General features: G+C 66.8%; 29 protein-coding genes and 1 tRNA gene. 12 read left to right on the top strand and 18 right to left on the bottom strand.

The genetic code is table 11. The features are described from left to right. Nucleotides 1-8: 8 nt before the first annotated feature. The 6 genes from ACGFK1_RS14050 to ssd are packed head-to-tail and all read right to left on the bottom strand — an operon-like array spanning nucleotide 9 to nucleotide 4,155. The gene (locus tag ACGFK1_RS14050; protein WP_393430121.1) at nucleotides 9-293 is read right to left on the bottom strand and encodes a TadE family type IV pilus minor pilin; all 285 of its coding nucleotides are present in this window, start codon (nucleotides 291-293) and stop codon (nucleotides 9-11) included. A gap of 41 nt (nucleotides 294-334) precedes the next feature. Further along, nucleotides 335-538: a DUF4244 domain-containing protein gene (locus tag ACGFK1_RS14055; RefSeq protein WP_393429630.1), complete on the bottom strand. Its 204-nt coding sequence runs from the start codon at nucleotides 536-538 to the stop codon at nucleotides 335-337. 29 nt (nucleotides 539-567) lie between these two features. Beyond that, complete coding sequence (locus tag ACGFK1_RS14060) at nucleotides 568-1,143, bottom strand: type II secretion system F family protein (protein ID WP_393429633.1); 576 nt, start codon at nucleotides 1,141-1,143, stop codon at nucleotides 568-570. Further along, on the bottom strand, nucleotides 1,140-1,925 hold the full coding sequence (locus ACGFK1_RS14065) for a type II secretion system F family protein (protein WP_393429636.1): 786 nt from the start codon (nucleotides 1,923-1,925) through the stop codon (nucleotides 1,140-1,142). The genes ACGFK1_RS14060 and ACGFK1_RS14065 overlap by 4 nt, the downstream gene beginning before the upstream one ends. After that, nucleotides 1,922-3,088, bottom strand: a complete 1,167-nt coding sequence (locus tag ACGFK1_RS14070; RefSeq protein ID WP_393429639.1) for a TadA family conjugal transfer-associated ATPase — start codon at nucleotides 3,086-3,088, stop codon at nucleotides 1,922-1,924. The genes ACGFK1_RS14065 and ACGFK1_RS14070 overlap by 4 nt, the downstream gene beginning before the upstream one ends. Beyond that, nucleotides 3,085-4,155: a septum site-determining protein Ssd gene (gene ssd / locus ACGFK1_RS14075; protein WP_393429642.1), complete on the bottom strand. Its 1,071-nt coding sequence runs from the start codon at nucleotides 4,153-4,155 to the stop codon at nucleotides 3,085-3,087. The genes ACGFK1_RS14070 and ssd overlap by 4 nt, the downstream gene beginning before the upstream one ends. A 424-nt stretch (nucleotides 4,156-4,579) precedes the next feature. Between ssd and ACGFK1_RS14080 the strand changes: the two genes are divergently transcribed. After that, nucleotides 4,580-5,437, top strand: coding sequence for an HAD-IB family hydrolase (locus tag ACGFK1_RS14080; RefSeq protein WP_393429645.1), 858 nt, complete (start codon nucleotides 4,580-4,582; stop codon nucleotides 5,435-5,437). Nucleotides 5,438-5,852: 415 nt separating this feature from the next. On the opposite strand, the gene ACGFK1_RS14085 is transcribed toward ACGFK1_RS14080, so the two are convergent. After that, on the bottom strand, nucleotides 5,853-6,590 hold the full coding sequence (locus ACGFK1_RS14085) for an oxidoreductase (protein ID WP_393429648.1): 738 nt from the start codon (nucleotides 6,588-6,590) through the stop codon (nucleotides 5,853-5,855). 11 nt (nucleotides 6,591-6,601) lie between these two features. Further along, nucleotides 6,602-7,081, bottom strand: coding sequence for a DUF6653 family protein (locus ACGFK1_RS14090; protein ID WP_393429651.1), 480 nt, complete (start codon nucleotides 7,079-7,081; stop codon nucleotides 6,602-6,604). A 68-nt stretch (nucleotides 7,082-7,149) separates the two neighbouring features. Between ACGFK1_RS14090 and acs the strand changes: the two genes are divergently transcribed. Then, on the top strand, nucleotides 7,150-9,096 hold the full coding sequence (gene acs, locus ACGFK1_RS14095) for an acetate--CoA ligase (RefSeq protein WP_393429654.1): 1,947 nt from the start codon (nucleotides 7,150-7,152) through the stop codon (nucleotides 9,094-9,096). On the opposite strand, the gene ACGFK1_RS14100 is transcribed toward acs, so the two are convergent. Continuing rightward, nucleotides 9,097-9,798 carry a S1 family peptidase gene (locus ACGFK1_RS14100; protein WP_393429657.1) on the bottom strand — a complete coding sequence of 234 codons (702 nt, stop codon included), beginning with the start codon at nucleotides 9,796-9,798 and terminating at the stop codon, nucleotides 9,097-9,099. Nucleotides 9,799-9,889: 91 nt separating this feature from the next. Between ACGFK1_RS14100 and ACGFK1_RS14105 the strand changes: the two genes are divergently transcribed. Together ACGFK1_RS14105 and ACGFK1_RS14110 are read left to right on the top strand one after the other, a co-directional pair. Further along, nucleotides 9,890-10,447, top strand: a complete 558-nt coding sequence (locus ACGFK1_RS14105) for a phage holin family protein (RefSeq protein WP_393429659.1) — start codon at nucleotides 9,890-9,892, stop codon at nucleotides 10,445-10,447. After that, nucleotides 10,447-11,400 carry an alpha/beta fold hydrolase gene (locus ACGFK1_RS14110; RefSeq protein WP_393429662.1) on the top strand — a complete coding sequence of 318 codons (954 nt, stop codon included), beginning with the start codon at nucleotides 10,447-10,449 and terminating at the stop codon, nucleotides 11,398-11,400. The genes ACGFK1_RS14105 and ACGFK1_RS14110 overlap by 1 nt, the downstream gene beginning before the upstream one ends. Here ACGFK1_RS14110 and marP read toward each other — a convergent pair. The 4 genes from marP to nth are packed head-to-tail and all read right to left on the bottom strand — an operon-like array spanning nucleotide 11,397 to nucleotide 14,707. Further along, nucleotides 11,397-12,587: an acid resistance serine protease MarP gene (gene marP, locus ACGFK1_RS14115; protein WP_393429665.1), complete on the bottom strand. Its 1,191-nt coding sequence runs from the start codon at nucleotides 12,585-12,587 to the stop codon at nucleotides 11,397-11,399. The genes ACGFK1_RS14110 and marP overlap by 4 nt on opposite strands. After that, nucleotides 12,584-13,375, bottom strand: a complete 792-nt coding sequence (locus ACGFK1_RS14120) for an NUDIX hydrolase (RefSeq protein ID WP_393429669.1) — start codon at nucleotides 13,373-13,375, stop codon at nucleotides 12,584-12,586. The genes marP and ACGFK1_RS14120 overlap by 4 nt, the downstream gene beginning before the upstream one ends. Continuing rightward, on the bottom strand, nucleotides 13,372-14,016 hold the full coding sequence (locus ACGFK1_RS14125; RefSeq protein WP_393429672.1) for a TlpA family protein disulfide reductase: 645 nt from the start codon (nucleotides 14,014-14,016) through the stop codon (nucleotides 13,372-13,374). Before ACGFK1_RS14125 ends, ACGFK1_RS14120 begins: the two co-directional genes overlap by 4 nt. A 10-nt stretch (nucleotides 14,017-14,026) precedes the next feature. Further along, nucleotides 14,027-14,707, bottom strand: a complete 681-nt coding sequence (gene nth / locus ACGFK1_RS14130; protein WP_393430124.1) for an endonuclease III — start codon at nucleotides 14,705-14,707, stop codon at nucleotides 14,027-14,029. 240 nt (nucleotides 14,708-14,947) lie between these two features. Between nth and ACGFK1_RS14135 the strand changes: the two genes are divergently transcribed. Next, the gene (locus tag ACGFK1_RS14135; RefSeq protein WP_393429675.1) at nucleotides 14,948-15,241 is read left to right on the top strand and encodes a hypothetical protein; all 294 of its coding nucleotides are present in this window, start codon (nucleotides 14,948-14,950) and stop codon (nucleotides 15,239-15,241) included. A gap of 128 nt (nucleotides 15,242-15,369) precedes the next feature. Beyond that, nucleotides 15,370-16,044: a cAMP-activated global transcriptional regulator CRP gene (crp, locus tag ACGFK1_RS14140; RefSeq protein ID WP_041312815.1), complete on the top strand. Its 675-nt coding sequence runs from the start codon at nucleotides 15,370-15,372 to the stop codon at nucleotides 16,042-16,044. Nucleotides 16,045-16,159: 115 nt separating this feature from the next. Here crp and ACGFK1_RS14145 read toward each other — a convergent pair whose 3' ends face one another. From ACGFK1_RS14145 to ACGFK1_RS14155, 3 genes are read right to left on the bottom strand one after another with little or no spacing between them, the layout of a single operon-like run. Next, entirely contained in the window at nucleotides 16,160-16,939 is a 780-nt protein-coding gene (locus ACGFK1_RS14145; RefSeq protein WP_393429679.1) for an MBL fold metallo-hydrolase, read from the bottom strand. A 48-nt stretch (nucleotides 16,940-16,987) separates the two neighbouring features. Next, the gene (locus tag ACGFK1_RS14150) at nucleotides 16,988-17,443 is read right to left on the bottom strand and encodes a RidA family protein (RefSeq protein ID WP_393429682.1); all 456 of its coding nucleotides are present in this window, start codon (nucleotides 17,441-17,443) and stop codon (nucleotides 16,988-16,990) included. Then, a complete protein-coding gene (locus ACGFK1_RS14155; RefSeq protein WP_013472940.1) occupies nucleotides 17,440-17,601 on the bottom strand; it encodes a DUF4177 domain-containing protein in 162 nt (53 codons plus the stop codon). Before ACGFK1_RS14155 ends, ACGFK1_RS14150 begins: the two co-directional genes overlap by 4 nt. 48 nt (nucleotides 17,602-17,649) lie before the next feature. Here ACGFK1_RS14155 and ACGFK1_RS14160 point away from each other — a divergent pair, with 48 nt between their 5' ends. Together ACGFK1_RS14160 and ACGFK1_RS14165 are read left to right on the top strand one after the other, a co-directional pair. Further along, nucleotides 17,650-18,669, top strand: coding sequence for an ArsA-related P-loop ATPase (locus ACGFK1_RS14160; protein WP_393429686.1), 1,020 nt, complete (start codon nucleotides 17,650-17,652; stop codon nucleotides 18,667-18,669). Further along, nucleotides 18,666-19,796: an ArsA family ATPase gene (locus ACGFK1_RS14165; RefSeq protein WP_393429689.1), complete on the top strand. Its 1,131-nt coding sequence runs from the start codon at nucleotides 18,666-18,668 to the stop codon at nucleotides 19,794-19,796. The genes ACGFK1_RS14160 and ACGFK1_RS14165 overlap by 4 nt, the downstream gene beginning before the upstream one ends. A 110-nt stretch (nucleotides 19,797-19,906) precedes the next feature. Here ACGFK1_RS14165 and ACGFK1_RS14170 read toward each other — a convergent pair whose 3' ends face one another. Beyond that, entirely contained in the window at nucleotides 19,907-20,221 is a 315-nt protein-coding gene (locus ACGFK1_RS14170; RefSeq protein WP_232004679.1) for a WhiB family transcriptional regulator, read from the bottom strand. Between the two features lie 344 nt (nucleotides 20,222-20,565). Between ACGFK1_RS14170 and ponA2 the strand changes: the two genes are divergently transcribed. The 4 genes from ponA2 to ACGFK1_RS14190 all read left to right on the top strand — a co-directional run bounded on the left by ponA2 (nucleotide 20,566) and on the right by ACGFK1_RS14190 (nucleotide 25,496). After that, the gene (ponA2, locus tag ACGFK1_RS14175) at nucleotides 20,566-23,028 is read left to right on the top strand and encodes a transglycosylase/D,D-transpeptidase PonA2 (RefSeq protein ID WP_393429693.1); all 2,463 of its coding nucleotides are present in this window, start codon (nucleotides 20,566-20,568) and stop codon (nucleotides 23,026-23,028) included. A gap of 74 nt (nucleotides 23,029-23,102) precedes the next feature. Next, the gene (locus ACGFK1_RS14180) at nucleotides 23,103-24,056 is read left to right on the top strand and encodes a metallophosphoesterase (RefSeq protein ID WP_393429696.1); all 954 of its coding nucleotides are present in this window, start codon (nucleotides 23,103-23,105) and stop codon (nucleotides 24,054-24,056) included. Continuing rightward, nucleotides 24,053-25,159 (top strand): PLP-dependent cysteine synthase family protein, encoded by a 1,107-nt coding sequence (locus ACGFK1_RS14185; protein ID WP_393429698.1) that lies wholly within the window; start codon nucleotides 24,053-24,055, stop codon nucleotides 25,157-25,159. The genes ACGFK1_RS14180 and ACGFK1_RS14185 overlap by 4 nt, the downstream gene beginning before the upstream one ends. Before the next feature lie 263 nt (nucleotides 25,160-25,422). Beyond that, nucleotides 25,423-25,496, top strand: a tRNA-Pro gene (locus ACGFK1_RS14190). Nucleotides 25,497-25,567: 71 nt separating this feature from the next. On the opposite strand, the gene ACGFK1_RS14195 is transcribed toward ACGFK1_RS14190, so the two are convergent. Then, nucleotides 25,568-25,810, bottom strand: a complete 243-nt coding sequence (locus ACGFK1_RS14195) for a hypothetical protein (protein WP_393429701.1) — start codon at nucleotides 25,808-25,810, stop codon at nucleotides 25,568-25,570. Nucleotides 25,811-25,850: the final 40 nt, after the last annotated feature.

Consider the following 25,850-nt stretch of genomic DNA (forward strand, 5'->3'; position numbering starts at 1 on the left):
ACCCCTGCTCAGCCCGAGCCAGGTTCGGCCGCGGCGACCGCCTCGGCTTCAATACTGACCCCCGGCAATATCGGCGACCGCGCAGCAACGGTGGCAACGACCAATTCCCCGTCGCGCCGCATCCGCACGATCGCCCCATCGGGCGCAATGCGCTGCGCCGCAACCGTGGCCGATTCATCACCGCGTGCGGCAAGGCGGGCCGCCTCGCGCGCGGCGTCGATGCAGCGCACCTGCATCGAGACCGCGGTGAGCCCTGCCGCGCACAAGACGAGCACCACCACCAGCGAAGCGATCGCGAAAGCCGCTTCGACGGTGACGCCACCGGCCTCATCGCCTAGACGTTCGTGTTCAGTGCCCGGTTGATGATGTTGGTCAACGCACTGACGATGGAATCGCCGGTGATCACCGTGTACAGGATCGCCCCGAACGCCGCCGCGGCGATGGTGCCGATCGCATACTCGACCGTCGACATTCCGTCGTCGCCGAAGACCAGCAGCGTCAGTCGAGCCCACAGTGGTCGAAACTTGTTGCCTGTCATGCTGTTTCCCCCTCATCTCTGGTCGGCCATCACAGAATTCCTGACCGCAACACGTCACCGGCCAACCCGGCGACCACGGGCACGATGCCCAGGCACACGAACGCGGGCAGATAACACAGGCCCAGCGGTCCGGCGATCAACACCGAGGCCCGCTCGGCGGCGGACTTCGCCGCGGCCGCCGCCTGGTGGCGCGACTGGTCGGCCAGTTCCGCGACAGCCTGCGCGAGCGCCGTGCCCGACGACGCGGAACGCCGAGCCAACCGCATGAGTGCCTCAACGCCGTCGCTGCCGGGACCATCCGCACCTGTCCACGCCACACTGGGGTCGGCGCCCAGCGCCAACAGGTCAGCGGCGCGGTTGAGCAGGCGCGCCAACGGCGCGGACGCCGATGCCGCGGTCGCCGACGCCGCCGTCGACACCGCCATCCCCGAACGCAGGCATGCGGCGAACACATCGAGACTGGATGCGGTGGCCAGTGGATCGTCGGCAGGCGGCGCCGCTGCCGGACGCCCCGGCCCTACAGTGCCGACTCGCGCCCGCAGCCGTGGCCGCGAATCACCGCCGACCACCAACGCCGCCGCTAAAAGCAATGCAGCCCAAGTCATTTCAACACCCGCGCCGTGATGTGATCAGACCACAGCAGACCGCTGCAGGCCAACGTGGCCCCGATGACCAGCAACCAGCCGCCCACGCCGGTGGAGAGCAGGAAGCTCAGTGGGCCGGCGCCGATCAGCTCGCCGAGGCCGACCCCAAGCACGGGCAGCCCCGCGAGGACCGCAGCGGTGGTCCGCGCGCCCGTCATCCCGGCGTCGACGTCGGTCCGGAAGCGTTCACGCGCGACGATGTCACGCTGGCCGGTCTGCATGAGCGTCGCGATTGATAAGCCGTGTTCTTGGGCCAGCTGCCAGCAGACGGCCAACCGTTCCCAGTGTGCGGGCATCAATGATCGGCCGGACACGCTGCGCAGGCCCGCCGCAACATCGGCACCGAGTCGAGCGCGTGCTGCCACCGCACGCAACGACTTCGCAACGGAACCGTCGATCTCCGCAGCGGCGACGTCGAACGCGGCCACCGGGTGCGCGCCGGCGCGCAGTTCGGCAACCAGAGCATCCAGCGCGCCCTGCAGCGCACGCGATTCGGCGGCGCGGAAGGCAGCCCGGACGCGGCGTCGTCTGCGCAGCCATACCGTCACCCCGACAACGGCACAGGCCGACACCACACCGATCGGCAGCACGACACCCAACACCACCGCGACGACCACCGCTCCCGGCAGCGCAGGTATTCGACGTCGCGGCGGCGCCGGTGGGCCGAGAACTTGGAGCCTGCCGCGAGGTTTACCCGGCAGCACAAGCAGCGCGGCCGCCAGCGCCACCGCCGCAACGCTCACAGCGCGGCCCTGCCGCGCAGCAACGACACCAATGCCTCTTCGCCCTGCCCGAACCCGGTGTCGAGGTGCCACGCCGTCACGACGCGTACGCGGTCGTCGCTGCCACGTTGGAGCACCCCGATCTCGGTCAGCTTGCGGACGCCGCCGGGGGCCCGGCTGACATGCAGCACCACCTGCACGGCCGCGGCCAGTTGGCTGTGCAACGCCGCACGGTCGAGCCCACCGACAGCGGCGAGGGCTTCGAGCCGGGCAGGCGCCTCGGACGGGCTGTTGGCGTGCACCGTGCCGGCGCCGCCGTCGTGACCGGTGTTGAGCGCGGCCAGCAGGTCCACCACTTCAGCGCCTCGTACCTCACCGACGACGATCCGATCGGGGCGCATCCGCAACGCCTGCCTGACCAGATCACGGACCGTCACTTCGCCTACCCCTTCGACGTTGGCACCGCGCGCGACGAGCTTGACCAGATGCGGATGCGCGGGCGCGAGTTCGGCCGCGTCCTCCACGCAGACGATGCGTTCAGTCGGCGCGACGGCGCCCAACACGGCGGACAGCAGCGTCGTCTTACCGGCGCCCGTCCCGCCGGAGATCAGGAAGGCCAGCCGCGCCGCGATGATGTCTTCGAGCAGTGCGCGGGCGTCGGCCGTGATGGCGCCTGCCCGGGTCAACGCGTCGAGATCCTGGGTGGCCGGGCGCAGCACCCGCAGCGAAACACAGGTGCCTGCGGCGGCGATCGGTGGCAGCACCGCGTGCAGTCGAACGCTGAACTGCCCCGTGCCGACACCCGTGAGCTGGCCGTCGACCCAGGGCTGCGCCTCATCGAGACGCCGGCCTGCCGACAACGCGAGGCGCTGCGCGAGCCTGCGCACGGCGACTTCGTCGGGAAATCGAATCGAGCTGCGGCGCAGACCGTCCCCGTCGTCGACCCACACTGCGTCCGGTGCGGTGACCAGCACATCGGTGGTGCCGTCAGCACACAACAGCGGCTCGAGAATGCCCGCACCGGTCAACTCGGTCTGCAGTACGCGCAGGCTGCTCAGCACCTCGCTGTCGCCGAGCACCCCGCCGGACTCCGCACGGATGGCGGCGGCCACCACGTCGGGCCGCAGCGGCCCTGACTCCGCGGCCAGCCGCTCACGCACCCGATCGACCAACGAGCCAGTCATGCCGCCGACACCCTGCGCTCATGCAGAACCGCCAGTACCTGCCGCGCCGCCGCGGCCAGTGGGGACCGTCGACGCAGCCGCAGCCCACCGCATTCGAGCGCGTCGGCCACCCTTGGTTCGGCACGCATCGTGGCCAGCAACGGCAACCCGACAATCTCGGCCACGTCTCGCGCTGAAAGGCCGCCCGGCGACGGACCCCTGACGACGACGCCTGCGTTGGGATTGGCCGCCGACACCCATGGGCCGATTGCCGCTGCGGCAGCGCATGACCGCACGTCGGCCGGGGTGATCACAACGACGAGATCGGCCACGTCGAGCACCGCCTCAACCGCGCTGGTCGACCGCCGCGGCAGGTCGCAGATCACCGTCGCGCCCCCGCGACTGCCCGCGTCGAGCACCGCGCTGATCGGCGCCGCGTCGATGTCGACCCCAAGCCGTCCGCCGGACAACACCCGCACCCCGTGTCGGTGCGGCAACGCCTCCCGCAACGCCGGGTAATTGAGCCGGCCGCCCTGCAACGACAACTCCGGCCAACGCAAACCCGAATCTCGTTCGCAACCCAACACCAGATCAATCCCGCCGCCCCATGGGTCCGCATCGACGAGCAGCGCATCGGAAGCTGCTGCCGCCGCGTGCGCCAACGCGGTCGAGAACACCGACGCGCCTGCACCTCCTCGGCCCGCGATCACCCCGATGACCGCGCCGTGACACGCCCCGTCTCGACACGCCTCGGCGGCGTTGGCCAGGGCAGTCATCAGATCACCGTCTTCGACGGGCAGCGTGATGATCTGTTGTGCGCCCACAGCGATCGCGGCCTGAAAGTCGGCGGAATGAGGTTCGGCCCCAACGATCAACACGACCCTGGCGCGCCGAGGCAATGCGCGGTGGGCACATCTTCCTGCGGCGGACGCGTCCAGCACCACCGCCGCGGCGGCCGACCACGCGTTGCGCCCCGACGGATCGGTGGCGTGCACAACCGGAACGCCGACGGCCGCCGCGACGCGGTCGACGTCGGCTCGCAGAGACGGGTCCCCGACCAGCGCCAGGATCCCAGCGGTTGCGGTCATGACCTCAGGCTGCAGCCGACGTCCGACAGCCCGCTACGGGCGGGGGGACATCTGTGGATGGATGCGAGGCTGGGGACAACCTGACAAACCAGTTGGTATGTCCCGTGAAAATCGCATTCCGCAACTAACGCGATACCAAGGCGTTGTCCCTATTGCGAAGAACCCCCCAAAAAGGGACGACCCCCGCCAGGGGGGGAGGAGGCGGAGGTCGTCGTGTATCAGCCCCGGGGGGTCGGGCTGATGCACACCCGGCATAAGCCGAGTAATGCTCACTATACACACGGCACTGCGGATGGGCGCAAGTGCTGCTTGCCAGAGAAAGCACCGGACAGCAGGAAAGGCTGCAGTTACCGGCAGGTGTCGTGAACTGCCAGTTTGTACACTCTGTCGCCTCTTGTCACGCACCGCACCCTATGCTGGCGGTGTGACCGCATCCGAACCGGCGGCCGACGCGGCGAGTACGTCACAAGCAACACCGGCGGCTGGCAAACCCATTCGGACGGCCGCGTTCTTCGATCTTGATAAGACGGTCATCGCCAAATCCAGCACACTGGCCTTCAGCAAACCTTTCTTCGATCAAGGGCTAATCAATCGGCGCGCAGTTCTGAAGTCGACTTACGCCCAGTTCCTGTTCCTGATGTCGGGCGCGGACCACGACCAAATGGACCGAATGCGGTCGTACATCACCAATATGTGCGCCGGATGGGACGTCGAACAGGTGAAATCGATCGTCAACGAGACGCTGCACGACATCGTCGACCCGCTCGTGTTCGCGGAGGCCGCCGAGTTGATCGCCGACCACAAGATCTGCGGTCGCGACGTCGTCGTGGTGTCCGCCTCCGGCGAGGAGATCGTCGCGCCGATCGCGCGAGCGCTGGGCGCCACCCACGCGATGGCCACCCGCATGGTCGTCGAGGACGGCCGTTACACCGGGGAGATCGCCTTCTATTGCTACGGCGAAGGCAAGGTGGAGGCCATTCGACAGCTCGCCGCCCGTGAGGGCTACGCGCTCGAACACTGCTACGCCTACTCCGATTCGATCACCGATCTGCCGATGCTCACCACCGTCGGACACGCATGCGTGGTGAACCCCGATCGCGCATTGCGCAAAGAAGCCGGGGCGCGCGGTTGGCCGGTGGTCACCTTCTCCAAACCGGTGTCGCTTCGCGACCGCATTCCCGCGCCGTCCGGCGCTGCCGTCGCCACCACCGCAGCGGTCGGTGTGAGCGCCTTGGCCGCTGGCGCGCTGACGTACTCGCTACTGCGTCGTTTCGCTTTCTGACGCGACACTTCGTGTGGTAGCTGAGACCCCGGTTACGATCGCGAGACACCGATCAATTGGGCCTTGATGTGACGACAGTCACGGAGTACAAAGGAAGCACGGAAGCCTGGGGCGGCCAAGACCGAGCCGGAAGAGAAGGCTCGACCTCCCAAACCCGGCATCCCAGCACGGATCCCGGCACCCACGCGGAGCACATACCGCGGAATAGGTAAAAGTGTTGCGGGCCTGCGTGATTGCGAAGAGCGGACGGCCACGACGGCCCTTTGGGTGGGGTTGCAGTCGTAGCGCATCGCGAGGACGCCGAGGCCACCCACGCAACCCACAAAGCACGCTTGGTAACCGGAGTCCGTGTTAGCGGGCGGCGAGCCGAATCAGTTCGGAGCGTCGCCCGCTTCGCGTTGCTGAGACCGTGAAGTCAGCCCTGCGCCTTCGCGATCGTCAACGCTTCCCTGGCGCCTGCGTGTAAGGCCTCGGCGCTCAACACCAGCCACGCCGCCAGACCATCCGGCGTGCCCGATGCGAAGCCACGCGCCGCGGCCCGATAGTCGCCGGAGCGCTGCATCCAATACATTTCGGGAACGCCTAGGCCGTGCGGGTCCAGTCCGCTCGCGATTGTCACCAGCCGGGACACGGCGCGCGCCACCACGCCGTCGGCTGTGCCGAACGGCGCCAGCGTCAGCAATTCTCCGTGCACCACGGCAGCGAGCACGGTGGCAGGCACCTTCGTCCCGCCCGTGACGATGTCCGCCAGCAACGCCAGCCGGCGGCCGACCTCGTCGCCGCCGCGGGGCCTGCCGAGCCGGTCCTCGGCGGCCAAATCGGCTGCTGCCAATGCGTGCAATCGGGCGATGGCTTGCAGAGGGGCGCGCTGCCACACGCCGACCAACGAGGTCGCTCCACCCTCCAGCGCCTCCGAGACCCTCAGCGCGCCTGCCAGTACCGGGTCTGGCTCGACGTCCTTCGAGAACTGCAGTGCGCCCCCGTCGAGCACCGACGACGCCCGGGCCGCCCGCAGCGCGGCCTCCGCGGCCGTCGCAGGCCATCCCCGCAGATTCACGCGATGGCGGTGCGCCCGGCCGAGTGCCTCCCGGGCTTCGTCGCCCGCCGCAGCCACACCGGGCAACTCGGCCAACGGGGCCAGCGGATCGGTCACGGCAGCACAGGCTACTGCGTGCCCTCGTAGAAAACGACCAGCCGGTCGATCCGCCACAGCTGACCGAGAACGATCAACGTGGCGCCGAAAACCGTCGGCCACACCTCCAGCACGACGAGGCCGTAGACCAACAGGATGAATCCCGCGGCGGCGATGGGTGCCAGCAGGCGCAGCACCGTGAGCTGATCGGGCGGCACCCGGTCGCGGTCCTGCAGCCACAACTTTTCGCCGTAGATGCCCTTGGCCGCCCATGTCGTCGGCGCCTCGACCGGAGCGAAGACATGCGGGTTCAGCCAGAGCCACGCGATCACCGCGGCGACGGGCACCAGGCACCACCAGCCCAGCCATACCCGACCCCAGACGGCCAGGATCATCAACGGGATGGCCGCGAAACGGGTCCAAACGCTCCACGGGTTGGCGTGGCGCTTCCATGCCTCATCGCTCATCCGGAACGTCCCCGCCACCCTGGACATGCCTGACATGACGCCCATGCGGTCATTGTGCGCCGTGTGGCGCGACCCAACGTCGATGCAACGTCCGGGTGACTAGGCTCACAGATATGTCCGACGCGCAGACCGAAGTCCAGTCCGTCTACCCGCCAGCACCCGAATTCGCCGCCGAGGCCAATGCCTCTGAGGAGATGTACCGCGACGCAGAACAGGACCGTCTGGGGTTCTGGGCGGCGCAGGCCAACCGGTTGGCGTGGGCCACACCGTTCGACGAGGTGCTGGATTGGTCCGGCGCCCCCGTCGCGAAGTGGTTCGTCGGCGGCAAGCTCAACGTCGCCTACAACTGTGTCGACCGGCATGTCGAGGCGGGCAATGGTGATCGGGTGGCGATCCGCTGGGAGGGCGAGCCCGGCGACAGCCGCGAACTGACGTATGCCGACCTGCTCGCCGAGGTGAGCAAGGCCGCCAACACGCTGACCGAACTCGGAGTCGTCGCGGGCGATCGGGTCGCGATTTACATGCCGATGCTGCCGGAAGCGATCGTGGCGATGCTGGCGTGCGCACGCCTCGGAGTGCTGCATTCGGTGGTGTTCGCCGGCTTCTCGTCGGCGGCGCTGGCGGCCCGCATCGAGGATGCCGAAGCCAAGCTGGTGATCACGTCCGACGGTCAGTACAGACGTGGGCAGGCAGTGTCGCTGAAGGAGTCGGTCGACGAGGCTTGCGAAGGTCAAAAGTCGGTCGAGCATGTTCTTGTGGTGCGGCGCACTGAAATTGACACGCCGTGGACGGACGGGCGCGACCTGTGGTGGCACGAGACCGTCGAGAAGGCATCGGACAAGCACACCCCTGAGGCTTTCGACTCCGAGCATCCGTTGTTCCTGCTCTACACATCGGGCACCACCGGCAAGCCCAAGGGCATCATGCACACCTCCGGCGGGTACCTGACCCAGTCGTCCTACACGCACCACAACGTGTTCGATATCAAGCCGGAGACCGACGTGTACTGGTGCACAGCGGATATCGGCTGGGTCACCGGCCACACCTACATCGTCTATGGCCCCCTTTCGAACGGGTGCACTCAGGTCGTCTACGAGGGCACCCCGAACTCGCCGAACGAGCATCGCCACTTCGAGATCATCGAAAAGTACGGCGTCACCATCTATTACACCGCACCCACGTTGATCCGGATGTTCATGAAGTGGGGTCGCGAGATCCCCGACGCCCATGACCTGTCAAGCCTGCGACTGCTGGGCAGTGTGGGTGAGCCGATCAACCCCGAGGCGTGGCGCTGGTACCGGGATGTGTTCGGCGGCAACAAGACTCCGGTCGTCGACACCTGGTGGCAGACCGAAACCGGAGCCATCATGATTTCGCCTCTGCCCGGTGTGACCGCAGCCAAGCCCGGTTCGGCGATGAAGCCGCTGCCCGGTGTCTCGGCCAAGATCGTCGACGAAGAGGGCAACGAGTTGGTGCCCGGTGCTGATGAAGCCGAACACGTCACCGGCTACCTGGTGCTCGATCAGCCGTGGCCGTCGATGCTGCGCGGCATCTGGGGCGACCCGGAGCGGTATAAGCAGACGTACTGGTCACGGTATGCCGACAAGGGTTGGTACTTCGCAGGCGACGGAGCGCGCGTCGACAACGACGGGTCGATCTGGCTGCTCGGCCGTATCGACGACGTGATGAATGTTTCGGGTCACCGCATCTCCACCACGGAAGTGGAATCGGCGTTGGTCGGGCATTCCGGGGTCGCCGAAGCTGCGGTCGTCGGCGCCAGCGATGAGACCACCGGACAAGGCATCTGCGCGTTCGTCATCCTCGAGGCGCACGCCAAGGACAACGACAACATGGTCGAGGAGCTACGCAACCAGGTGGCCAAGGAGATCGGCAAGATCGCGCGGCCCCGCGAGATCCACGTCGTCCCCGAGCTGCCGAAGACGCGCAGCGGAAAGATCATGCGGCGACTGCTTCGCGATGTGGCCGAAGGCCGCGAACTCGGCGACACCTCAACGCTGGTGGACCCCAGCGTGTTCGAAGCGATTCGGGCGGGTAAGTAGCTAGGCTGCCGCGGCGCCGACCGGGACGAAACCCGTACCCGGTCGGTTCTTGGCTGTGATGTCGGCCAGCTGCGTGTTGAACGACATGGTGACCGCTGGAGTGTGCAACGGGATGTATTTGACGACGCATGTCGGCAGGTCCTCGCTGAAAGCGCCGTGGATCATGCCGACGAGACGGTTGTTGACGGTGACCGGAGCACCGGAGTCGCCGGGCTGACCGCACACCTGATTGACGATCGTGCCGGGCTGCTCGCCCGGCCCCCACGTCACCCCGCACGAATAGCCTGTTGTCCGACCGAGTTTGCACGCGACGTCGCCGAACACCGGATCCGGGCCGAGCCCGTCGATCTGAAAACCGTTGACATTGTTGACCGGCTGCACCTTCTGCGGGTCGAACTGGATCACCGCGTAGTCGAGCGCGTCATTGCCTGCCACCATCGTGCCCAGCACGCCGGCGGCCTCGGCCCCTTCAGCCGACACCCGCTCGCCAGGCCCGCCGCAGTGTGCGGACGTGAAGCCGACAAGGTTGCCGCGATTGTCATTGCCGATGGCGGTGAGCGTGCAGAACGTGTCGCCTTCGATGACGATGCCCGAGCCGCCTCCGAGCGGCACCGGCGCGTCGGCGTGAGCAAACGGCGCCACCAGCCCACACAGCGCGGCGATCACCGCCGAGATCGCCAGGCAGCGGACGCTGGACCTCAAGTATCGAACTCCCATCCCTGTGCCGCCTGACCGTTCAACGTGGCCAGTCTATCTTCGGCCCGGATCGTTTCCGTGGACGCCACGTGGCAACATGAACGCGACTGACACCGGATGCCGGGGAGGAAGTGTTTCCGTGAGTGATCGCAGGGATGGCGTGCCGACGACCGTGACGTCGATACCGCTGGTCGACCCGCACGCACCCAAGGAGAACCCGTCGATCGGTGACCTGGTCAAGGATGCGACGGCTCAGGTATCCACGCTGGTACGAGCCGAAGTCGAACTGGCCAAGGCGGAGATCACCCGCGACGTCAAAAAAGGCCTCACCGGCAGCGTCTACTTCATCCTCGCCCTTGTCGTGCTGTTCTACTCGACCTTCTTTTTCTTTTTCTTCCTCGCCGAGTTGCTCGACACCTGGCTGTGGCGGTGGGTGGCGTTCCTGATCGTCTTCGCGCTGATGCTGGTGGTCACCGGTGGGCTGGCCTTGCTGGGATATCTCAAGGTGCGACGCATCCGTGGGCCGCAGAAAACGATCGAATCGGTCAAGGAGACCCGCGAGGCGCTCACCCCCGGTCACGACAAGGACAAAGCCATCACGGCATCGCCTAACGGCGAAGGCCCCGGCGCGCAGACCGATCCGTCAGGCTGGTAATGGCCCCACCCGACCCGTCGGTAGTTCGCATCGACGGTCCGTGGCGGCATCTCGAGGTGCACGCCAACGGGATTCGCTTCCATGTGGTGGAGGCGGAGTCGGGGCAGGCCGCCACGTCGACTTCGCTCGCGGACCGGCCACTGGTGATCCTGTTGCACGGCTTCGGTTCGTTCTGGTGGTCGTGGCGCCACCAGTTGCGCGGGCTGTCCGGTGCCCGAGTGGTCGCGGTCGACCTGCGGGGCTACGGCGGCAGCGACAAACCGCCACGCGGATACGACGGTTGGACGCTGGCAGGCGACACCGCGGGCCTGGTGCGGGCGCTCGGCCACAAACGGGCGACGCTGGTCGGGCATGCCGACGGTGGACTGGTCTGCTGGGCCACCTCGGTGCTGCACCCACGGATGGTGAGGGCGATCGCCGTGGTCAGCTCGCCGCATCCCGTCGCGCTGCGGACGTCTACGCTGACCCGGCGGGACCAGGGACGGGCGCTACTGCCGTCGATGCTGCGCTATCAGGTGCCGATGTGGCCCGAACGTTCTCTGACACGCAACAACGCCGACGAGCTGGAGCGCCTGGTGCGCAGTCGCGCCAGCGGCAAATGGCTTGCCTCCGAAGACTTTTCCGAGACGATCGGGCATATGCGGCGGGCCATCCAGATACCGTCGGCCGCGCACTCGGCGCTGGAGTATCAGCGCTGGGCGGTGCGCAGCCAACTTCGCGGCGAAGGCCGACGGTTCATGCGCTCGATGAAGCGGTCACTGGCCGTGCCGGTGCTGCATTTGCGCGGCGACGCGGATCCCTACGTGCTCGCCGATCCGGTCTACCGGACGCAGCACTACGCACCGCGCGGCCGCTACGTATCGCTCGCGGGCGCAGGGCATTTCGGTCACGAGGAGGCGCCCGAACTGGTCAACGAGCAGCTGTCGAGGTTCTTCAAGCAGGTGTACGGCTAACCGCCGACGCAGGTGCCCGTCGGGACCCGCTGGGTGTTGCCGATCTTGGCCATCTGACGCGACACCTCTTTGGCGGTCAGCACGAAGCCGGTGTCCGCGTCGTCAACGGCCGCACCGAACACCACGCCAAGCACCTGGCCGGAGCGGTTGATCATCGGACCACCCGAATTGCCTTGCCGCACAGTACCTCTGATGGTGTACACCTCGCGGGTCACGGTCGCCGAGCGGTAGATGTCCGGGCCGTTCAGTTCGATGATCTCGCGAACCCGGGCCGGGGTCGCGACGAAATCGCCCCCGCCGGGATAGCCCATCACGATCGCGTCGGTGCCCGTCGGCGCCGAACCCTCGGCGAACTGCAGCGGCGCTGACGGCAGATTCGGCACGTCGAGAATCGAGATGTCGGCTTCGGGATCGTAGGACACCACGCCTGCGTCATAGGTCTGGCCGTCCACCTCGACTGTGACGCTGTCGGAGCCTGCCACCACGTGAGCGTTGGACATCACCCGATTCGGTCCGACCACGAAACCGGTGCCCTCCAACACTTTTTGGCAGCTTGGTGCCACGCCGCGGATCTTGACCACGCTGGGCCTGCTGGCGGCCACCACGGTGTCGCTGGCCAGCGCGGCGTCCGGCGCGTCGACCGCGATGATCGGGGTGCGGCCGTATTCGGACAGCACATCGGGCAGCCCGGACGTGTCGAGCAACGCCGACAGCCGCGTCGGCACCGACTTCAGCCAACTGGGCGCCACCTCGTCCACTTGGGCCAGCACCTTGGAACCGCGCACAGCGGCCGCCAGGTTCGGCTGATCCGACGACGTCAGCGGGGTGGCCAGCATCCAGGCGGCGACCAACACAGCGACAAGCTGCAGGCCAACGCCGATGATCGAGTCGACAGTGCGCAGTGCGCGGTTGCGCAGCGCGCCGCGCACCGCGCGCCCCAACACCACTCCGGCGATCTCACCGATCACCACGAGCGCGAGGATCAGAAACAACGTCACGAACAGCTTGCTGCGGGGACCGCTGATGTGCGACACGATGTGCGGTGCCAGCAAGACTCCCGCAACCGCGCCCAGCACCACGCCGACGAACGACAGCAATGAGCCAAGCGCGCCCGAGCGCCATCCGGAGATGGCGGCCACGAACGCGATCGCGAGCACGGCGAGGTCGAGCCACTGTGACGATGTCATTGTTGAGCTTCACCGTAGCTGCCTTCGTGCCCGACGAGCGCCATTGCGTCCTCGAGTTCCCGCACATCGTGGGTGTCCCACGGTTTGGCCCAGCCCGCGACATCGAGCATCGCCGAGATCACCTGGCCGGTGAAACCCCACACCAGCATCTCGTTCAGCAGAAATGCCGGACCTGCGAATCGGCGGGTGTTTTCCTTGCGGTACACCATGATTCGGTTCTCCGGGTTGATGAATGCCCGCACCGGCACCCTCGCAACGATCGCGGTCTCGCGCTCATCGACCACGGCCACCGGCCCCGGATCCTGTGAGTACGCCAAGACCGGCACGACATGGAAACCTGACGGCGGGATGTACATCCGCTCCAGCGTGCACAGCGGCTGCAGTCGGCTGGTGTCGATACCGGTTTCCTCGTTGGCCTCGCGCAGCGCCGTGTGCACCGGCCCCGCGTCGCCGGGATCGGCCGCTCCTCCCGGGAATGCGGCCTGGCCCGCGTGGTGGCGCAGGGTCGAAGCACGCACGGTTACCAACAGGTCGGCGTCGTCGGGCAAGCCTCCGGACGGCGATTCGGCGGGACCGGAGAACAGCACCAGCACCGCGGCGTCGCGCTTCTCCCCGGTGATCGCGGCCTTGGTGTTGGCGGCGGTCACCAGCGCCATCACCTCGGGTGGCACTCGCCTGCGGTACGCCCGCTTGACGTCGGTGCAATTGTCGGTCAGCGGCTTGAGCCAGGACGGCGCGGCGTGCGGGTTGAGGGGGTTCAGTTCATCCGCAGCAGTGCCCCAACTCACGCCGGTACTCCTAACTCGGGGTCCACCGCCGCGGCGATCTCATCGGCGCTTGCAAACGACCTCGGCAGGACCTGGGCAACGCTACCGTCCGCACGCAGCACCACGGTGGCGGGCATGACGTTGGGCACCTTCAAGGCGGCGGCGACGAGCCTGCGCCCGTCCTGCAGTGTGGGAAGCCGGACACCGAGTTCGGCCAGCCGCAGCAGGGCCGCCTCCTCGTTCTCGTCCTGGTGCACGGTCAACACGGTGACAGCGGACCCGGAGCGGCGTTGATATTCGGCCATCGCGGGCAGTTCCTGCGCGCACGGCGCACACCAGTAGGCCCACAAATTGAGCACCGTCGGGCGGCCCGCGACGGCCTTGGCCACGTCGACCCTCGTCCCGTCTCCCGCGCATTCGAGATCGATGTCACGCAGCCGCTCGGGCCCCTGCCCGCCGCCGACCGGACATGGCGGTAGGTCGGCGCGCGCCCGCGGCCCAGCGAGCGCCTCCGGGGTGTCGGCATCGCGGTGCTCACGGGTTTGGCCTGCGCCAATCGACCCGGTCGGCGTCCGTTCGTCGCCGAGCTGAGCCCACAGCGCCACACCAAGCGCGACCACGATGACCATCACCGCGACGGTCCACCGGGTCGACGTGCTCATTACGAGCACATTAGAGGCCGGCCAGTGCCAGCAGGTGCTCGGTCTCGGGGCCCTTGACCAGCGGGGCGGCGATCAGGGGGTCGGTCGGCCCTGTGCCGAACGACGGGCAGTCCTTGGCCAGCACGCACACTCCGCATGCCGGCTTACGGGCATGACACACCCGACGGCCGTGGAAGATCACGCGGTGAGAAAGCAGTGTCCACTCCCGGCGCTCGATCAGCTCACCGACGGCGTGTTCGACCTTGACCGGGTCCTCCTCGGCCGTCCAGCGCCAGCGCCGCACCAGCCTGCCGAAGTGCGTGTCGACGGTGATGCCGGGAATGTCGAACGCGTTGCCGAGGATGACGTTGGCGGTCTTGCGGCCCACGCCCGGCAGCGTCACGAGCTCGTCCATGGTGTTCGGGACGTTGCCGTCGAACCGCTCCACCAGTTCCTGGCCCAGCCGCATCAGAGAGTTGGCCTTGTTGCGGTAGAAACCGGTGGGCCGGACGAGCTCTTCGAGTTCGGCGCGGTCGGCCTGCGCGTAGTCGACGGCCGTGCGGTAGCGCTTGAACAGTGCAGGCGTGGTCAGGTTGACCCGCTTGTCGGTGCTCTGCGCGGACAGAATGGTCGCCACCGTCAGTTCGAGCGGATTGGTGAAGTCGAGCTCGCAGTAAACATGCGGAAAAGCCTGTGCCAGCGTGCGATTCATTCGACGCGCACGACGAACCAGGCCGACGCGGGTTTCGTTGTCCCACTTCCGGGATGAAGCCTTCTTAGCCGGCTTGGAGGTCTGCGTCACCGTCACGCTTGCCAGCGTACGCAGGGGGTACGACTGCTTCGGCGCGCACAGGTGCGGACCGGTGGCATTTCGTGATCCCGCTGAGACCTTGGCCGTGTTTACTTCACCCTTGTGTCTTGGTTGCTCGCTGCGTTTATCCCGGCGTTGCTGATGCTGGCGACATTCGGGCTGCAGCGGCTCGAATCGAGCCTCGACGCCGACACCGTCTCGGCGACGGATGTCGCCGAGTTTCTCGATCAGGCAGAGCCGCGTGACGTCACCACGCTGGCACGAGAAGGCATGGGCCGTGCGCTCGACGGGATGCATCAGCGGTTGGGTGAAAAAGAATGGACACTGGTGGCCCCGACCAGGGCGCACGAGATGTCAAGTTTGCCAAATCGACTGGTGATGCATCATCGGGCCAATCCTGAATTTCAGCCGACCCGACATGCCAATCGTGTGTAGCGTGGGCTAGTCGCGCTGGAGGCTCAATGCCGACAACGTCGGCGTGGCCTACCTCTAGACTGATCTCGTTAACCAGTAAGAGGTCGGCTGGTGCATGTCATATCACCGAACAGCTTAAGAGGGGCAACGTGGACGAGATCCTGGCGAGGGCCGGAATCTTCCAGGGGGTCGAACCCAGCGCCGTATCCGCGCTGACCAAGCAATTGCAGCCGGTCGATTTCCCCCGCGGACACACCGTGTTCGCAGAGGGTGAGCCCGGCGATCGGTTGTTCATCATCATCTCCGGCAAGGTCAAGATCGGCCGCCGCTCACCGGACGGTCGGGAGAACCTGCTCACGATCATGGGCCCGTCGGACATGTTCGGTGAACTGTCGATCTTCGACCCCGGTCCCCGGACGTCGAGCGCGACCACCATCACCGAGGTCCGCGCGGTATCCATGGACCGCGACGCGCTGCGCGCGTGGATCGCCGACCGGCCCGAGATCGCCGAGCAACTGCTGCGGGTGTTGGCCCGCCGGCTTCGTCGCACCAACAACAACCTGGCGGACCTGATCTTCACCGACGTGCCGGGCCGAGTCGCCAAGCAGCTGCTGCAGTTGGCGCAGCGATTCGGCACCCAGGAGGGCGGCGCGCTGCGCGTCACGCACGACCTGACGCAGGAGGAGATCGCCCAATTGGTCGGTGCCTCACGTGAGACGGTCAACAAGGCGCTGGCCGATTTCGCCCACCGCGGCTGGATTCGCCTCGAGGGCAAGAGCGTGCTGATCTCCGACAGCGAACGGCTGGCCCGCCGAGCGCGATAAGGATCGCGCGAGCATCCAACACCGAGCGCGATAAGGATCGCGCGAGAATCCAACACCGAGCGCGATAGCGATTTGTGTGCAGATTGGAGCGGTGAGCGCTCCTAAACGCAGAGGATCACCTAGAACGTAGGTAGTCCAGCTGCGCTTGGACACTCCATTCGGCTGCGTCCCATAGCTTTTCGTCGACGTCGGTGTAGACGTGTTCGACGATCTTGCGTGCCGAGGCGTTGTCGCCGAGCGCACGCAGCGCATCGCGTACCTGGTCCAACCGCTCCTCGCGGTGGGCCAGGTACATCGCGCTGACAGCTTCCAGGTCGCCGAGGTCTGGACCGTGGCCGGGCAACACGGTGCGCTGCCCGAGTCCGTTGAGCCTGCGCAATGACTCCATGTACGCGCCGAGGCTGCCGTCCTCGTTGTCGATGACGGTGGTGCCGCGTCCGAGCACCGTATCGGCGGTCAACACCGCGTCGTCGAGGAGAAACGACACCGAGTCGGCGGTGTGGCCCGGCGTCGCCATCACCGTGATGCGTAGTCCCGCCGCGTCGATCACCTCGCCGTCGACGAACGGCCCACCCATACCGCGAAGGAACCCGCTGCCGACGGACCGGACCACCGCGCCGGTGCGCTCGACGAGCTTGTCGATGCCGCCGGTGTGGTCCTCGTGCTTGTGGCTGATCAGCACCAGCGGGATCTTGCCGAGTTCGGCGATCTTCGCGATGTGCTCGTCATCCTCCGGACCCGGGTCCACGACGACCATCTCGTCGCTGTCGGGGCCGCGCAGCACCCAGGTGTTGGTGCCGTCCAGCGTCATCAAGCCGGGGTTGTTGCACAGCAGCACCGACGCGGTCTCGGTGACCGGACGCAGCAGCCCGTACGCGGGATGCTCGAGCGTCACGCGACCTGCGTCCGATCGTCGCTCACGCGACCTCCGTCCGATCGTCGCTCACGCGACCTCGACGACGAGCTCGACCTCCACCGGCGTGTCCAGCGGGAGCTCCGAGACCCCGACAGCCGAGCGCGCGTGCTTGCCTGCCTCGCCGAACACCTCGCCGAGCAGCTCCGAGGCCCCATTGATGACGCCCGGTTGACCGTTGAACCCCGGCGCGGAGGCGACGAACCCGACCACCTTGACCACTCGGGTGACGCTGTCGATGCCGACCAGCGAATGCACGGCCGCCAACGCATTCAGCGCGCATATCCGGGCCAGGGCCTTGCCGTCCTCGGGGCTGACCACGCCGCCCACCTTGCCGGTCTGCGGCAGCTTGCCTCCCTGCATCGGCAGCTGGCCCGCGGTGTAGACCAGGTTGCCGGTGCGAACGGCGGGCACGTAGGCACCCGCGGGCGGGACCACATCGGGCAGCTCGACACCGAGTTCGGCGAGCCGTTGTGAAGCGCTCACTTCGCCCTCTTCAGATATGCGACGTGCTGCTCACCGGTCGGGCCCGGCAGCACCGACACCAGTTCCCAGCCGTCCTCACCCCACTGGTCGAGTATCTGCTTCGTCGCGTGCGTCAGCAGCGGGACGGTGGCGTATTCCCAACGGGTCGGTTCGCTCATGTGCCTGAGCTTATCGGGCACCGATTTCCTCCCAGCTAGCATGCAGGTGTGGCTACCTCAGCGAATAGCGGTAGACCGGTCGGCTGGCCGTCTCGCCTGACAAAGGCGCGTCTGCACTTCGTCACCGGCAAGGGCGGCACCGGCAAGTCGACGATCGCGGCGTCTCTGGCGCTCGCGCTCGCGGCGGGCGGACGCAAGGTCCTGTTGGTCGAAGTCGAAGGGCGCCAAGGCATTGCGCAGCTGTTCGACGTGCCGCCGCTGCCCTACGCCGAGGTCAAGATCGCAACCGCCGACGGCGGCGGCACCGTCAACGCTCTGGCGATCGATACCGAAGCCGCGTTCCTCGAATACCTCGACATGTTCTACAACCTGGGCCTCGCGGGCCGCGCGATGCGCCGAATCGGCGCGGTCGAGTTCGCGACGACGATCGCACCCGGCCTGCGCGACGTGCTGCTGACAGGCAAGATCCGCGAGATCGTCACCCGCGCCGAGAAGGGCAAGCAGCCCGTCTACGACGCCATCGTGGTGGATTCGCCGCCAACGGGCCGCATCGCCAGGTTCCTCGACGTCACCAAGGCGGTGTCAGACCTCGCCAAGGGCGGCCCGGTGCACTCGCAGGCCGAAAGCGTCGTCAAGGTGTTGCATTCCGACCTGACGGCGATTCATCTCGTCACACTGCTCGAAGCGCTGCCGATCCAGGAGACGGTCGAAGCCATCGAGGAACTCCGTGATCTGGACCTGCCGATCGGCAGCGTGATCGTCAACCGCAACATCCCGGCCTATCTGTCCGCCGACGACCTGGCCAAGGCGGCCGAAGGCGACATCGACGCCGACGCCGTGCGCACCGGCCTGCAGAGTGTCGGAATCACGTTGTCCGACAGCAACTTTGCTGGCCTGTTGACGGAGACCATCCAGCACGCGACGCGGATCACGGCACGCGCCGAAAGCGCCGAACAACTCGATGCGCTCGACGTGGCGCGATTGGAACTGCCACAGATCACCGACGGCGTCGACCTCGGCAGCCTCTACGAACTCGCGGAAGCACTTGCCCACCAGGGGGTCAGATGAGCACCACACCGCCGGCCCTCGACATGGGCTCGATCCTGACCGACACCTCGAACCGGGTCGTGGTGTGCTGCGGCGCGGGCGGTGTCGGCAAGACCACCACTGCAGCGGCAATGGCGTTGCGGGCGGCCGAATATGGCCGCACCGTCGTCGTGCTGACCATTGACCCCGCCCGACGGCTGGCCCAGGCACTGGGCATCAAGGATCTCGGCAACACGCCGCAGCGGGTACCGCTTGCCCCCGAGGTGCCGGGCCAACTGCACGCCATGATGCTGGACATGCGCCGCACATTCGACGAGATGGTGATCCAGTACTCCGGACCCGAACGCGCACAAGAGATTCTGGACAACCAGTTCTATCAGACGGTTGCCACGTCGCTTGCGGGCACGCAGGAGTACATGGCGATGGAGAAGCTCGGCCAGCTGCTCGCCGAGGATCGATGGGACCTTGTGGTCGTCGACACCCCACCGTCCCGTAACGCCCTGGACTTCCTGGACGCCCCAAAGCGGTTGGGCGGCTTCATGGATAGCCGGCTGTGGAAGCTGCTACTCGGCCCCGGCCGCGGCATCGGCAAACTTGTGACCGGCGCGATGGGACTGGCGATGAAGGCGCTGTCAACCGTGCTTGGCTCCCAGATGCTCTCCGATGCAGCGGCGTTCGTGCAGTCGCTGGACGCCACATTCGGCGGCTTCCGGGAGAAGGCCGACCGCACCTACGAACTCCTCAAGCGGCGCGGCACGCAGTTCGTGGTGGTGTCGGCCGCCGAGCCCGACGCGCTGCGGGAGGCGTCCTTCTTCATCGACCGGCTGTCGCAGGAGCACATGCCGCTGTCCGGTCTGATCCTCAACCGCACCCACCCGATGCTGTGCGATCTACACGCGGAGAAGGCGGAGGAAGCCGCCGAGGAACTCGAGAAGAAGGACCCCGACGCGTTGGCGGCCGCGGTGCTGCGGATCCACGCCGACCGGGCGATGACGGCCAAGCGCGAGATCAGGCTGCTGTCGCGGTTCACCGGCGCCAACCCACACGTCGCGATCGTCGGTGTGCCTTCGCTGCCGTTCGATGTGTCGGACCTCGAGGCGCTGCGCGCCATCGCCGACCAGATCACCGGCGAAACTGCCGCGGCGTAGTCGGACGACGATCAAGCGGCGGAACGCCGCGTTGAGAAGTCCGACAATTGCCTTAGTACGACGACGATCGACTTAGCCGCGAATCGAAGGTCTGCAGTTACTGAGACGGCCTAAACCGCGCTGCGGTGCTTGCGTTGGGCGGCAAAGAACTCAGCCCACGAAACCACCTCGGGGTGCTGCTTGAGCAGGGCGCGGCGCTGACGCTCGGTCATCCCACCCCATACGCCGAACTCGACGCGGTTGTCGAGGGCATCGGCGCCGCATTCCAGGATCACCGGGCAGTGCCTGCAGATGACCGCGGCTTTGCGTTGGGCGGCGCCTCGTACGAACAGTTCATCGGGATCCGCCTGCCGACAGCGTGCCTGCGATACCCAGGCAATACGGGCCTCGGCCTCCGCGCCATGGACGATGCTGTGTGCTGACATGTTCGGGGTTGTCCTCCGCGCGGCGGTCCTCGTACCTGACACCAGCGATCCCTTCGTTCCAAGCCGCCGAGCTAGCGCAGCGACGGCGTAGTCCTCCGGAGTAGAACGCTGATGCGATCTACGCCACATTGCGACGGTCGAGTGTGACCTGCATCGCACTGTCAGCTCAACTTAGGTGGTCAGGGCGGTTCTTGGCAACAGTCTGGAAGGCACTTTTTTGGGACGACCGTGCCGTCAAATCGCAGAATTGACGCAAGGGCAGGTCGGTGCCCACCCCGCGTCCGGCAATCGACCGACATGAACTGCCATTTTGTCGCCTGATTCCCCTCGTTAGTCTGTACGTCATGCCGGAGCAGCCGCCGAAGAGACCGCCTGCCGTGCCCCCCACGGTGACGGTCATCAAGCTCGCCTGGTGCTGTCTTCTGGCCAGCGTGGTCGTCGCGGCGATGCTGTTTCCTGTCGTGGGTGGCATCGGGTTGTTGTCCAACCGCGCCTCCGACGTGGTGGCCAACGGTTCCGCGCAGCTGGTCGAGGGTGAGGTGCCTCAGGTATCGACGATGGTCGACGCCAAGGGCAACGTGATCGCGTGGCTGTACTCCCAGCGCCGGTTCGAGGTGCCAAGCGATCAGATCGCCAACACGATGAAGCTGGCGATCGTCTCGATCGAGGACAAGCGGTTCGCCGAGCACAACGGTGTCGACTGGCAGGGCACGCTGACGGGGCTGTCGGGCTACCTATCCGGAAACCTGGACACCCGCGGCGGCTCCACGCTCGAACAGCAGTATGTGAAGAACTACCAACTGCTGGTGGTCGCACAGACCGACGCGGAGAAGCGCGCCGCCATCGAGACGACTCCAGCGCGCAAGCTGCGCGAGATCCGCATGGCGCTGACCCTGGACAAGACGTTCACCAAGCCGGAGATCCTGACCCGCTATCTGAATCTGGTGTCGTTCGGCAACGGTTCCTACGGCATCCAGGACGCAGCGCAGACGTACTTCGGCATCAACGCCTCCGAGTTGAACTGGCAGCAGGCGGCGCTGCTGGCCGGGATGGTGCAGTCGACGAGCGCACTGAACCCGTACACCAACCCCGACGGCGCGCTGGCACGTCGAAACCTGGTGCTGGACACCATGATCGACAATCTGCCCGAGCACGCCGATGAACTGCGTGCCGCCAAGCAGCAGCCGCTCGGCGTGCTGCCGCAGCCCAACGAGCTGCCGCGGGGCTGCATCGCCGCGGGGGATCGCGCGTTTTTCTGCGACTACGTACTCGATTACCTCGCCCGCGCGGGCATCAGCAAGGAGCAGGTCGCCAAGGGCGGCTACATGATCAAGACGACGCTGGATCCCGACGTCCAGATACCGGTGAAGTCGTCGATCGACAGCATCGCGGCACCAGACCTCAACGGCGTCGCCAGCGTGATGAGCGTGGTCAAGCCCGGCAAAGAGTCGCATCCAGTGCTCGCGATGGCCAGCAACCGCACCTACGGCCTGAACACCGATGCCGGGGAAACGATGCAGCCGCAACCGTTCTCGTTGGTCGGCGACGGCGCGGGTTCGGTTTTCAAGATCTTCACCACAGCCGCTGCCCTCGATATGGGCATGGGCATCAACGCCCAGTTGGACGCCCCGGCCCGGTTCGAGGCCAAGGGCCTCGGCAGCGGCGGCGCGAAGGGTTGCCCCGCGGCCACCTGGTGTGTGCAGAACGCGGGCAACTATCGCGGCCAGATGAGCGTCACCGATGCGCTGGCCACCTCACCGAACACCGCATTCGCCAAGTTGATCTCGCAGGTGGGCGTGCAGCGGACCGTCGACATGGCGGTGAAGCTGGGCATGCGGTCCTACGCGCTGCCCGGCACTGCACGCGATTACGACCCGCAGAGCAACGAAAGCCTGGCCGACTTCGTCAAGCGGCAGAACCTCGGCTCGTTCACGCTGGGCCCGATCGAGGTCAATGCGCTCGAGTTGTCGAACGTCGCGGCGACGTTGGCGTCGGGCGGCACATGGTGCCCACCGAATCCGATCGACAAAGTGACCGACCGCAACGGCAAGGACGTCGCCGTGACCACCGAGACCTGTGAGCAGGTGGTGCCCGAAGGGTTGGCGAACACGCTGGCCAACGCGATGAGCAAGGACGACACCAACGGCACGGCCGCAGGGTCGGCCAGTTCGGTGGGCTGGGACCTGCCGATGTCGGGCAAGACGGGAACCACCGAAGCGCATCGGTCGTCTGCCTTCCTCGGATTCACCAACAACTACGCCGCGGCCAACTACATCTACGACGACTCGACGACGCCCGGTGATCTGTGCTCGTTCCCCCTGCGGCAGTGCGGTTCGGGAAACCTGTTCGGCGGCAACGAACCGGCACGCACCTGGTTCACCGCGATGAAACCGATCGCGAACAACTTCGGCCCTGTCGCACTGCCACCCACCGATCCGCGGTACGTCGACGGGGCGCCGGGCTCCAGGGTGCCGAGCGTGTCGGGCATGAACCAGGACACCGCGCGGATGCGGCTCAAGGAAGCGGGCTTCCAGGTCGCCGACCAAGCCACGCCGGTGAACAGCAGCGCGCCGTACGGCGCGGTCGTCGGCACCACCCCAGCGGGTCAGACGGTGCCGGGTTCGATCATCACGATTCAGATCTCCAACGGCGTTCCGCCTGCGCCGCCTCCGCCGCCGCCGGGGGCGATCCCCGGACTGCCGGGCATGCCGCCGGAGATCGGCACGACGGTCGTCGAGATTCCGGGATTGCCGCCGATCACCGTCCCTGTGCTGGGTCCGCCGCCGCCCGCACCGCCCCCACCGTGATCAGGGCTGTGCAGTTGGCCACGCTGCGACTCCGGAAGTCGATGCTCGCCGGTAACTGGCAGTAGGCTTTCTGCATGCCTGCCGCTTCATCGATCCTGAAAAACACTGCCGCCGTGGCCGTTGGTTCGGTCGTAGCCGGGATCGGTTATGCGTCGCTGATCGAGCGCAACGCATTCGTCATGCGCGAAGTGACCATGCCGGTGTTGTCGCCGGGATCGTCACCGCTGAAGGTGCTGCACATCAGCGATATCCACATGCTGCCCAGGCAGCGGCGCAAACAGGCCTGGCTTCGTGAGCTGGCCCGCTGGGAGCCCGACCTGGTGGTCAACACCGGCGACAACCTGGCGCACCCCAAGGCGGTGCCCGCCGTGGTCCAGGCGCTGAGCGAGCTGCTCGCGGCACCAGGGGTGTTCGTGTTCGGCAGCAACGACTACTTCGGGCCGCAGCCGAAGAATCCGGCGAAATACCTGACCAACCGCGGCCATCGCGTGCACGGCGAGCCGCTGCCGTGGCAGGACCTGCGGGCGGCGTTCACCGAACGCGGCTGGTTGGACATGACGCACACCAAGCGCGAACTCGAGGTGGCCGGTCTGCGGATCGCGGTGGCCGGTGTCGACGATCCGCACCTGTCGCGGGACCGCTACGACACCATCGCCGGACCGGCGAGTCCCGCCGCCAACCTGACGCTGGGGCTGACGCATTCACCGGAGCCGCGGGTGCTGGACCGCTTTGCCGCCGACGGCTACCAATTGGTGATGGCCGGCCACACCCACGGCGGCCAGCTCTGCCTGCCGTTCTACGGTGCGATTGTCACCAACTGCGACCTCGACCGGTCCCGCGCCAAGGGCGCGTCGCGCTGGGGCGCGCACACCCAACTGCACGTCTCGGCTGGTCTGGGCACCTCGCCCTACTTCCCCGCGCGGTTCTGCTGCAGGCCGGAGGCCACGCTGCTGACCTTGGTGGCGGCACCGATCGGCGGCCGTGACGCCGGTAATCGGGTGGAATCGCGCCTCAGCAGCGTGCAGTGATCGACAAGGCCGCGACAGCAACTCGCAGCCAACCCCGTGCGTGGGTCGACAACGCGGTCCGACTGATCGAGGCCGACGCTCGCCGGAGCGCGGACACCCATCTGCTGCGCTATCCGCTGCCCGCGGCATGGTGCGACGGTTGTAACGTCCAGCTTTATCTCAAGGACGAGACCACCCACATCACCGGCAGCCTCAAGCACCGGTTGGCGCGGTCATTGTTCCTCTACGCGCTGTGCAACGGGTGGATCGGCGAGGGCACCACGGTCATCGAGGCGTCGTCCGGGTCGACAGCGGTTTCCGAGGCGTACTTCGCCGCGCTGCTCGGACTGCCGTTCATCGCGGTGATGACGTCGTCGACCAGTGCAGCCAAGATCGCACTGATCGAATCACAAGGCGGCCGTTGCCATTTCGTCGCCGAGGCATCGCAGGTCTACGCGGAGGCCGAGCGGTTGGCCGACGAGACGGGCGGCCACTACCTCGATCAGTTCACCAACGCCGAACGTGCCACCGACTGGCGTGGCAACAACAACATCGCCGAATCGATCTTCGAGCAGATGCGCATGGAGGCGCATCCGGTCCCGGAGTGGATCGTGGTGGGTGCCGGCACCGGCGGTACCTGCGCGACCATCGGCCGGTACATCCGATATCGGCGCCACGCCACCGGGTTATGCGTGGTGGACCCGGAAAACTCGGCGTTTTTTCAGTCGTATGCGCAGGGCCGCCGCGACGTCGTGACCGGTAAATCGTCGCGCATCGAGGGCATCGGGCGTCCGCGCGTCGAACCGTCGTTTCTGCCCAGCGTGGTCGACCGCATGGTCGCGGTGCCCGACGCGGCGTCGATCGCCGCGGCGCATCACGTCAGCAGAGTGCTGGGCCGACGGGTGGGACCGTCGACGGGGACGAATCTGTGGGGAGCGTTTGGCCTGCTGGCCGAAATGATCGCCGATGGGCGCAGCGGATCCGTCGTGACCTTGCTCGCCGACAGCGGTGACCGCTACGCGGACACTTACTTCTGCGACGAGTGGCTGACCAGCCAGGGCCTGGACCTGTCGGCCTCGGCCGAGGCGCTGGTGGAATTCGAGCGATCGGGGCGCTGGCCCTGATCCTCAGAACCTCCGGTGAGCGGCCCGTCGGAGGTCAGAAACAACCACAGTGCGGCCAAGGCGAAGAATCCCAGGTAGATGGAGGCTCCAAGCCCAGTCATATCTGCCTCGATTCGTAGTCAACGCCGTTAGTGTGCATAACGTCACCGACAACCGACATCCTTCCCGCGGCGTGTCGTGATCTACGCCTCTGAGCGGGCGGCGGCAGGAAAAGCCGTTTGGCTTCACCGACCGCCGGTGCGATACGCTGTCGTGGCTTCACGCGGGGTGTGGCGCAGCTTGGTAGCGCGCTTCGTTCGGGACGAAGAGGTCGTGGGTTCGAATCCCGCCACCCCGACAAATTTGAGAGCAGTTGCAGAGGCGACCTTCACGACGAGGGTCGCCTTTGCGCTTCCCGAGCCGTCAGCGTTACGCGTAGATGCCGCCGATGCTTCGCCGAGGCTTCGAGGGAACCTTCGTGAGCACCATCACCGAACTCAACTCGACAAGGCCGATGAGTAGCAGTGGCCACAGCGCGCCTGCGGCTACGCTGACCAGCGACGGGTGCATTGCGGGTGACGCGCGGTGAGACAGACGCTTGCCCGCTGCATACGCGGTGAAGGTCGCGACCACCCACCCGACGAAGTAAATAAGTAGTACGGTGCCGACCACGACGTCCCCCTGCGACTCGACAACTCTGGGAGCCGATTTC

It is taken from the genome of Mycobacterium sp. NPDC048908 (assembly GCF_043197955.1).
Taxonomy (GTDB): domain Bacteria; phylum Actinomycetota; class Actinomycetes; order Mycobacteriales; family Mycobacteriaceae; genus Mycobacterium.

Coding starts and splice junctions, on each gene's coding strand:
- ACGFK1_RS14055 (WP_393429630.1), bottom strand. CDS start 538: ATGACAGGCAACAAGTTTCGACCACTGTGGGCTCGACTGACGCTGCTG.
- ACGFK1_RS14060 (WP_393429633.1), bottom strand. CDS start 1,143: ATGACTTGGGCTGCATTGCTTTTAGCGGCGGCGTTGGTGGTCGGCGGT.
- ACGFK1_RS14070 (WP_393429639.1), bottom strand. CDS start 3,088: ATGACTGGCTCGTTGGTCGATCGGGTGCGTGAGCGGCTGGCCGCGGAG.
- ssd (WP_393429642.1), bottom strand. CDS start 4,155: ATGACCGCAACCGCTGGGATCCTGGCGCTGGTCGGGGACCCGTCTCTG.
- ACGFK1_RS14090 (WP_393429651.1), bottom strand. CDS start 7,081: ATGGGCGTCATGTCAGGCATGTCCAGGGTGGCGGGGACGTTCCGGATG.
- acs (WP_393429654.1), top strand. CDS start 7,150: ATGTCCGACGCGCAGACCGAAGTCCAGTCCGTCTACCCGCCAGCACCC.
- ACGFK1_RS14105 (WP_393429659.1), top strand. CDS start 9,890: ATGAACGCGACTGACACCGGATGCCGGGGAGGAAGTGTTTCCGTGAGT.
- ACGFK1_RS14110 (WP_393429662.1), top strand. CDS start 10,447: ATGGCCCCACCCGACCCGTCGGTAGTTCGCATCGACGGTCCGTGGCGG.
- marP (WP_393429665.1), bottom strand. CDS start 12,587: ATGACATCGTCACAGTGGCTCGACCTCGCCGTGCTCGCGATCGCGTTC.
- ACGFK1_RS14125 (WP_393429672.1), bottom strand. CDS start 14,016: ATGAGCACGTCGACCCGGTGGACCGTCGCGGTGATGGTCATCGTGGTC.
- nth (WP_393430124.1), bottom strand. CDS start 14,707: ATGAATCGCACGCTGGCACAGGCTTTTCCGCATGTTTACTGCGAGCTC.
- ACGFK1_RS14135 (WP_393429675.1), top strand. CDS start 14,948: ATGCTGGCGACATTCGGGCTGCAGCGGCTCGAATCGAGCCTCGACGCC.
- ACGFK1_RS14155 (WP_013472940.1), bottom strand. CDS start 17,601: ATGAGCGAACCGACCCGTTGGGAATACGCCACCGTCCCGCTGCTGACG.
- ACGFK1_RS14165 (WP_393429689.1), top strand. CDS start 18,666: ATGAGCACCACACCGCCGGCCCTCGACATGGGCTCGATCCTGACCGAC.
- ACGFK1_RS14170 (WP_232004679.1), bottom strand. CDS start 20,221: ATGTCAGCACACAGCATCGTCCATGGCGCGGAGGCCGAGGCCCGTATT.
- ponA2 (WP_393429693.1), top strand. CDS start 20,566: ATGCCGGAGCAGCCGCCGAAGAGACCGCCTGCCGTGCCCCCCACGGTG.
- ACGFK1_RS14180 (WP_393429696.1), top strand. CDS start 23,103: ATGCCTGCCGCTTCATCGATCCTGAAAAACACTGCCGCCGTGGCCGTT.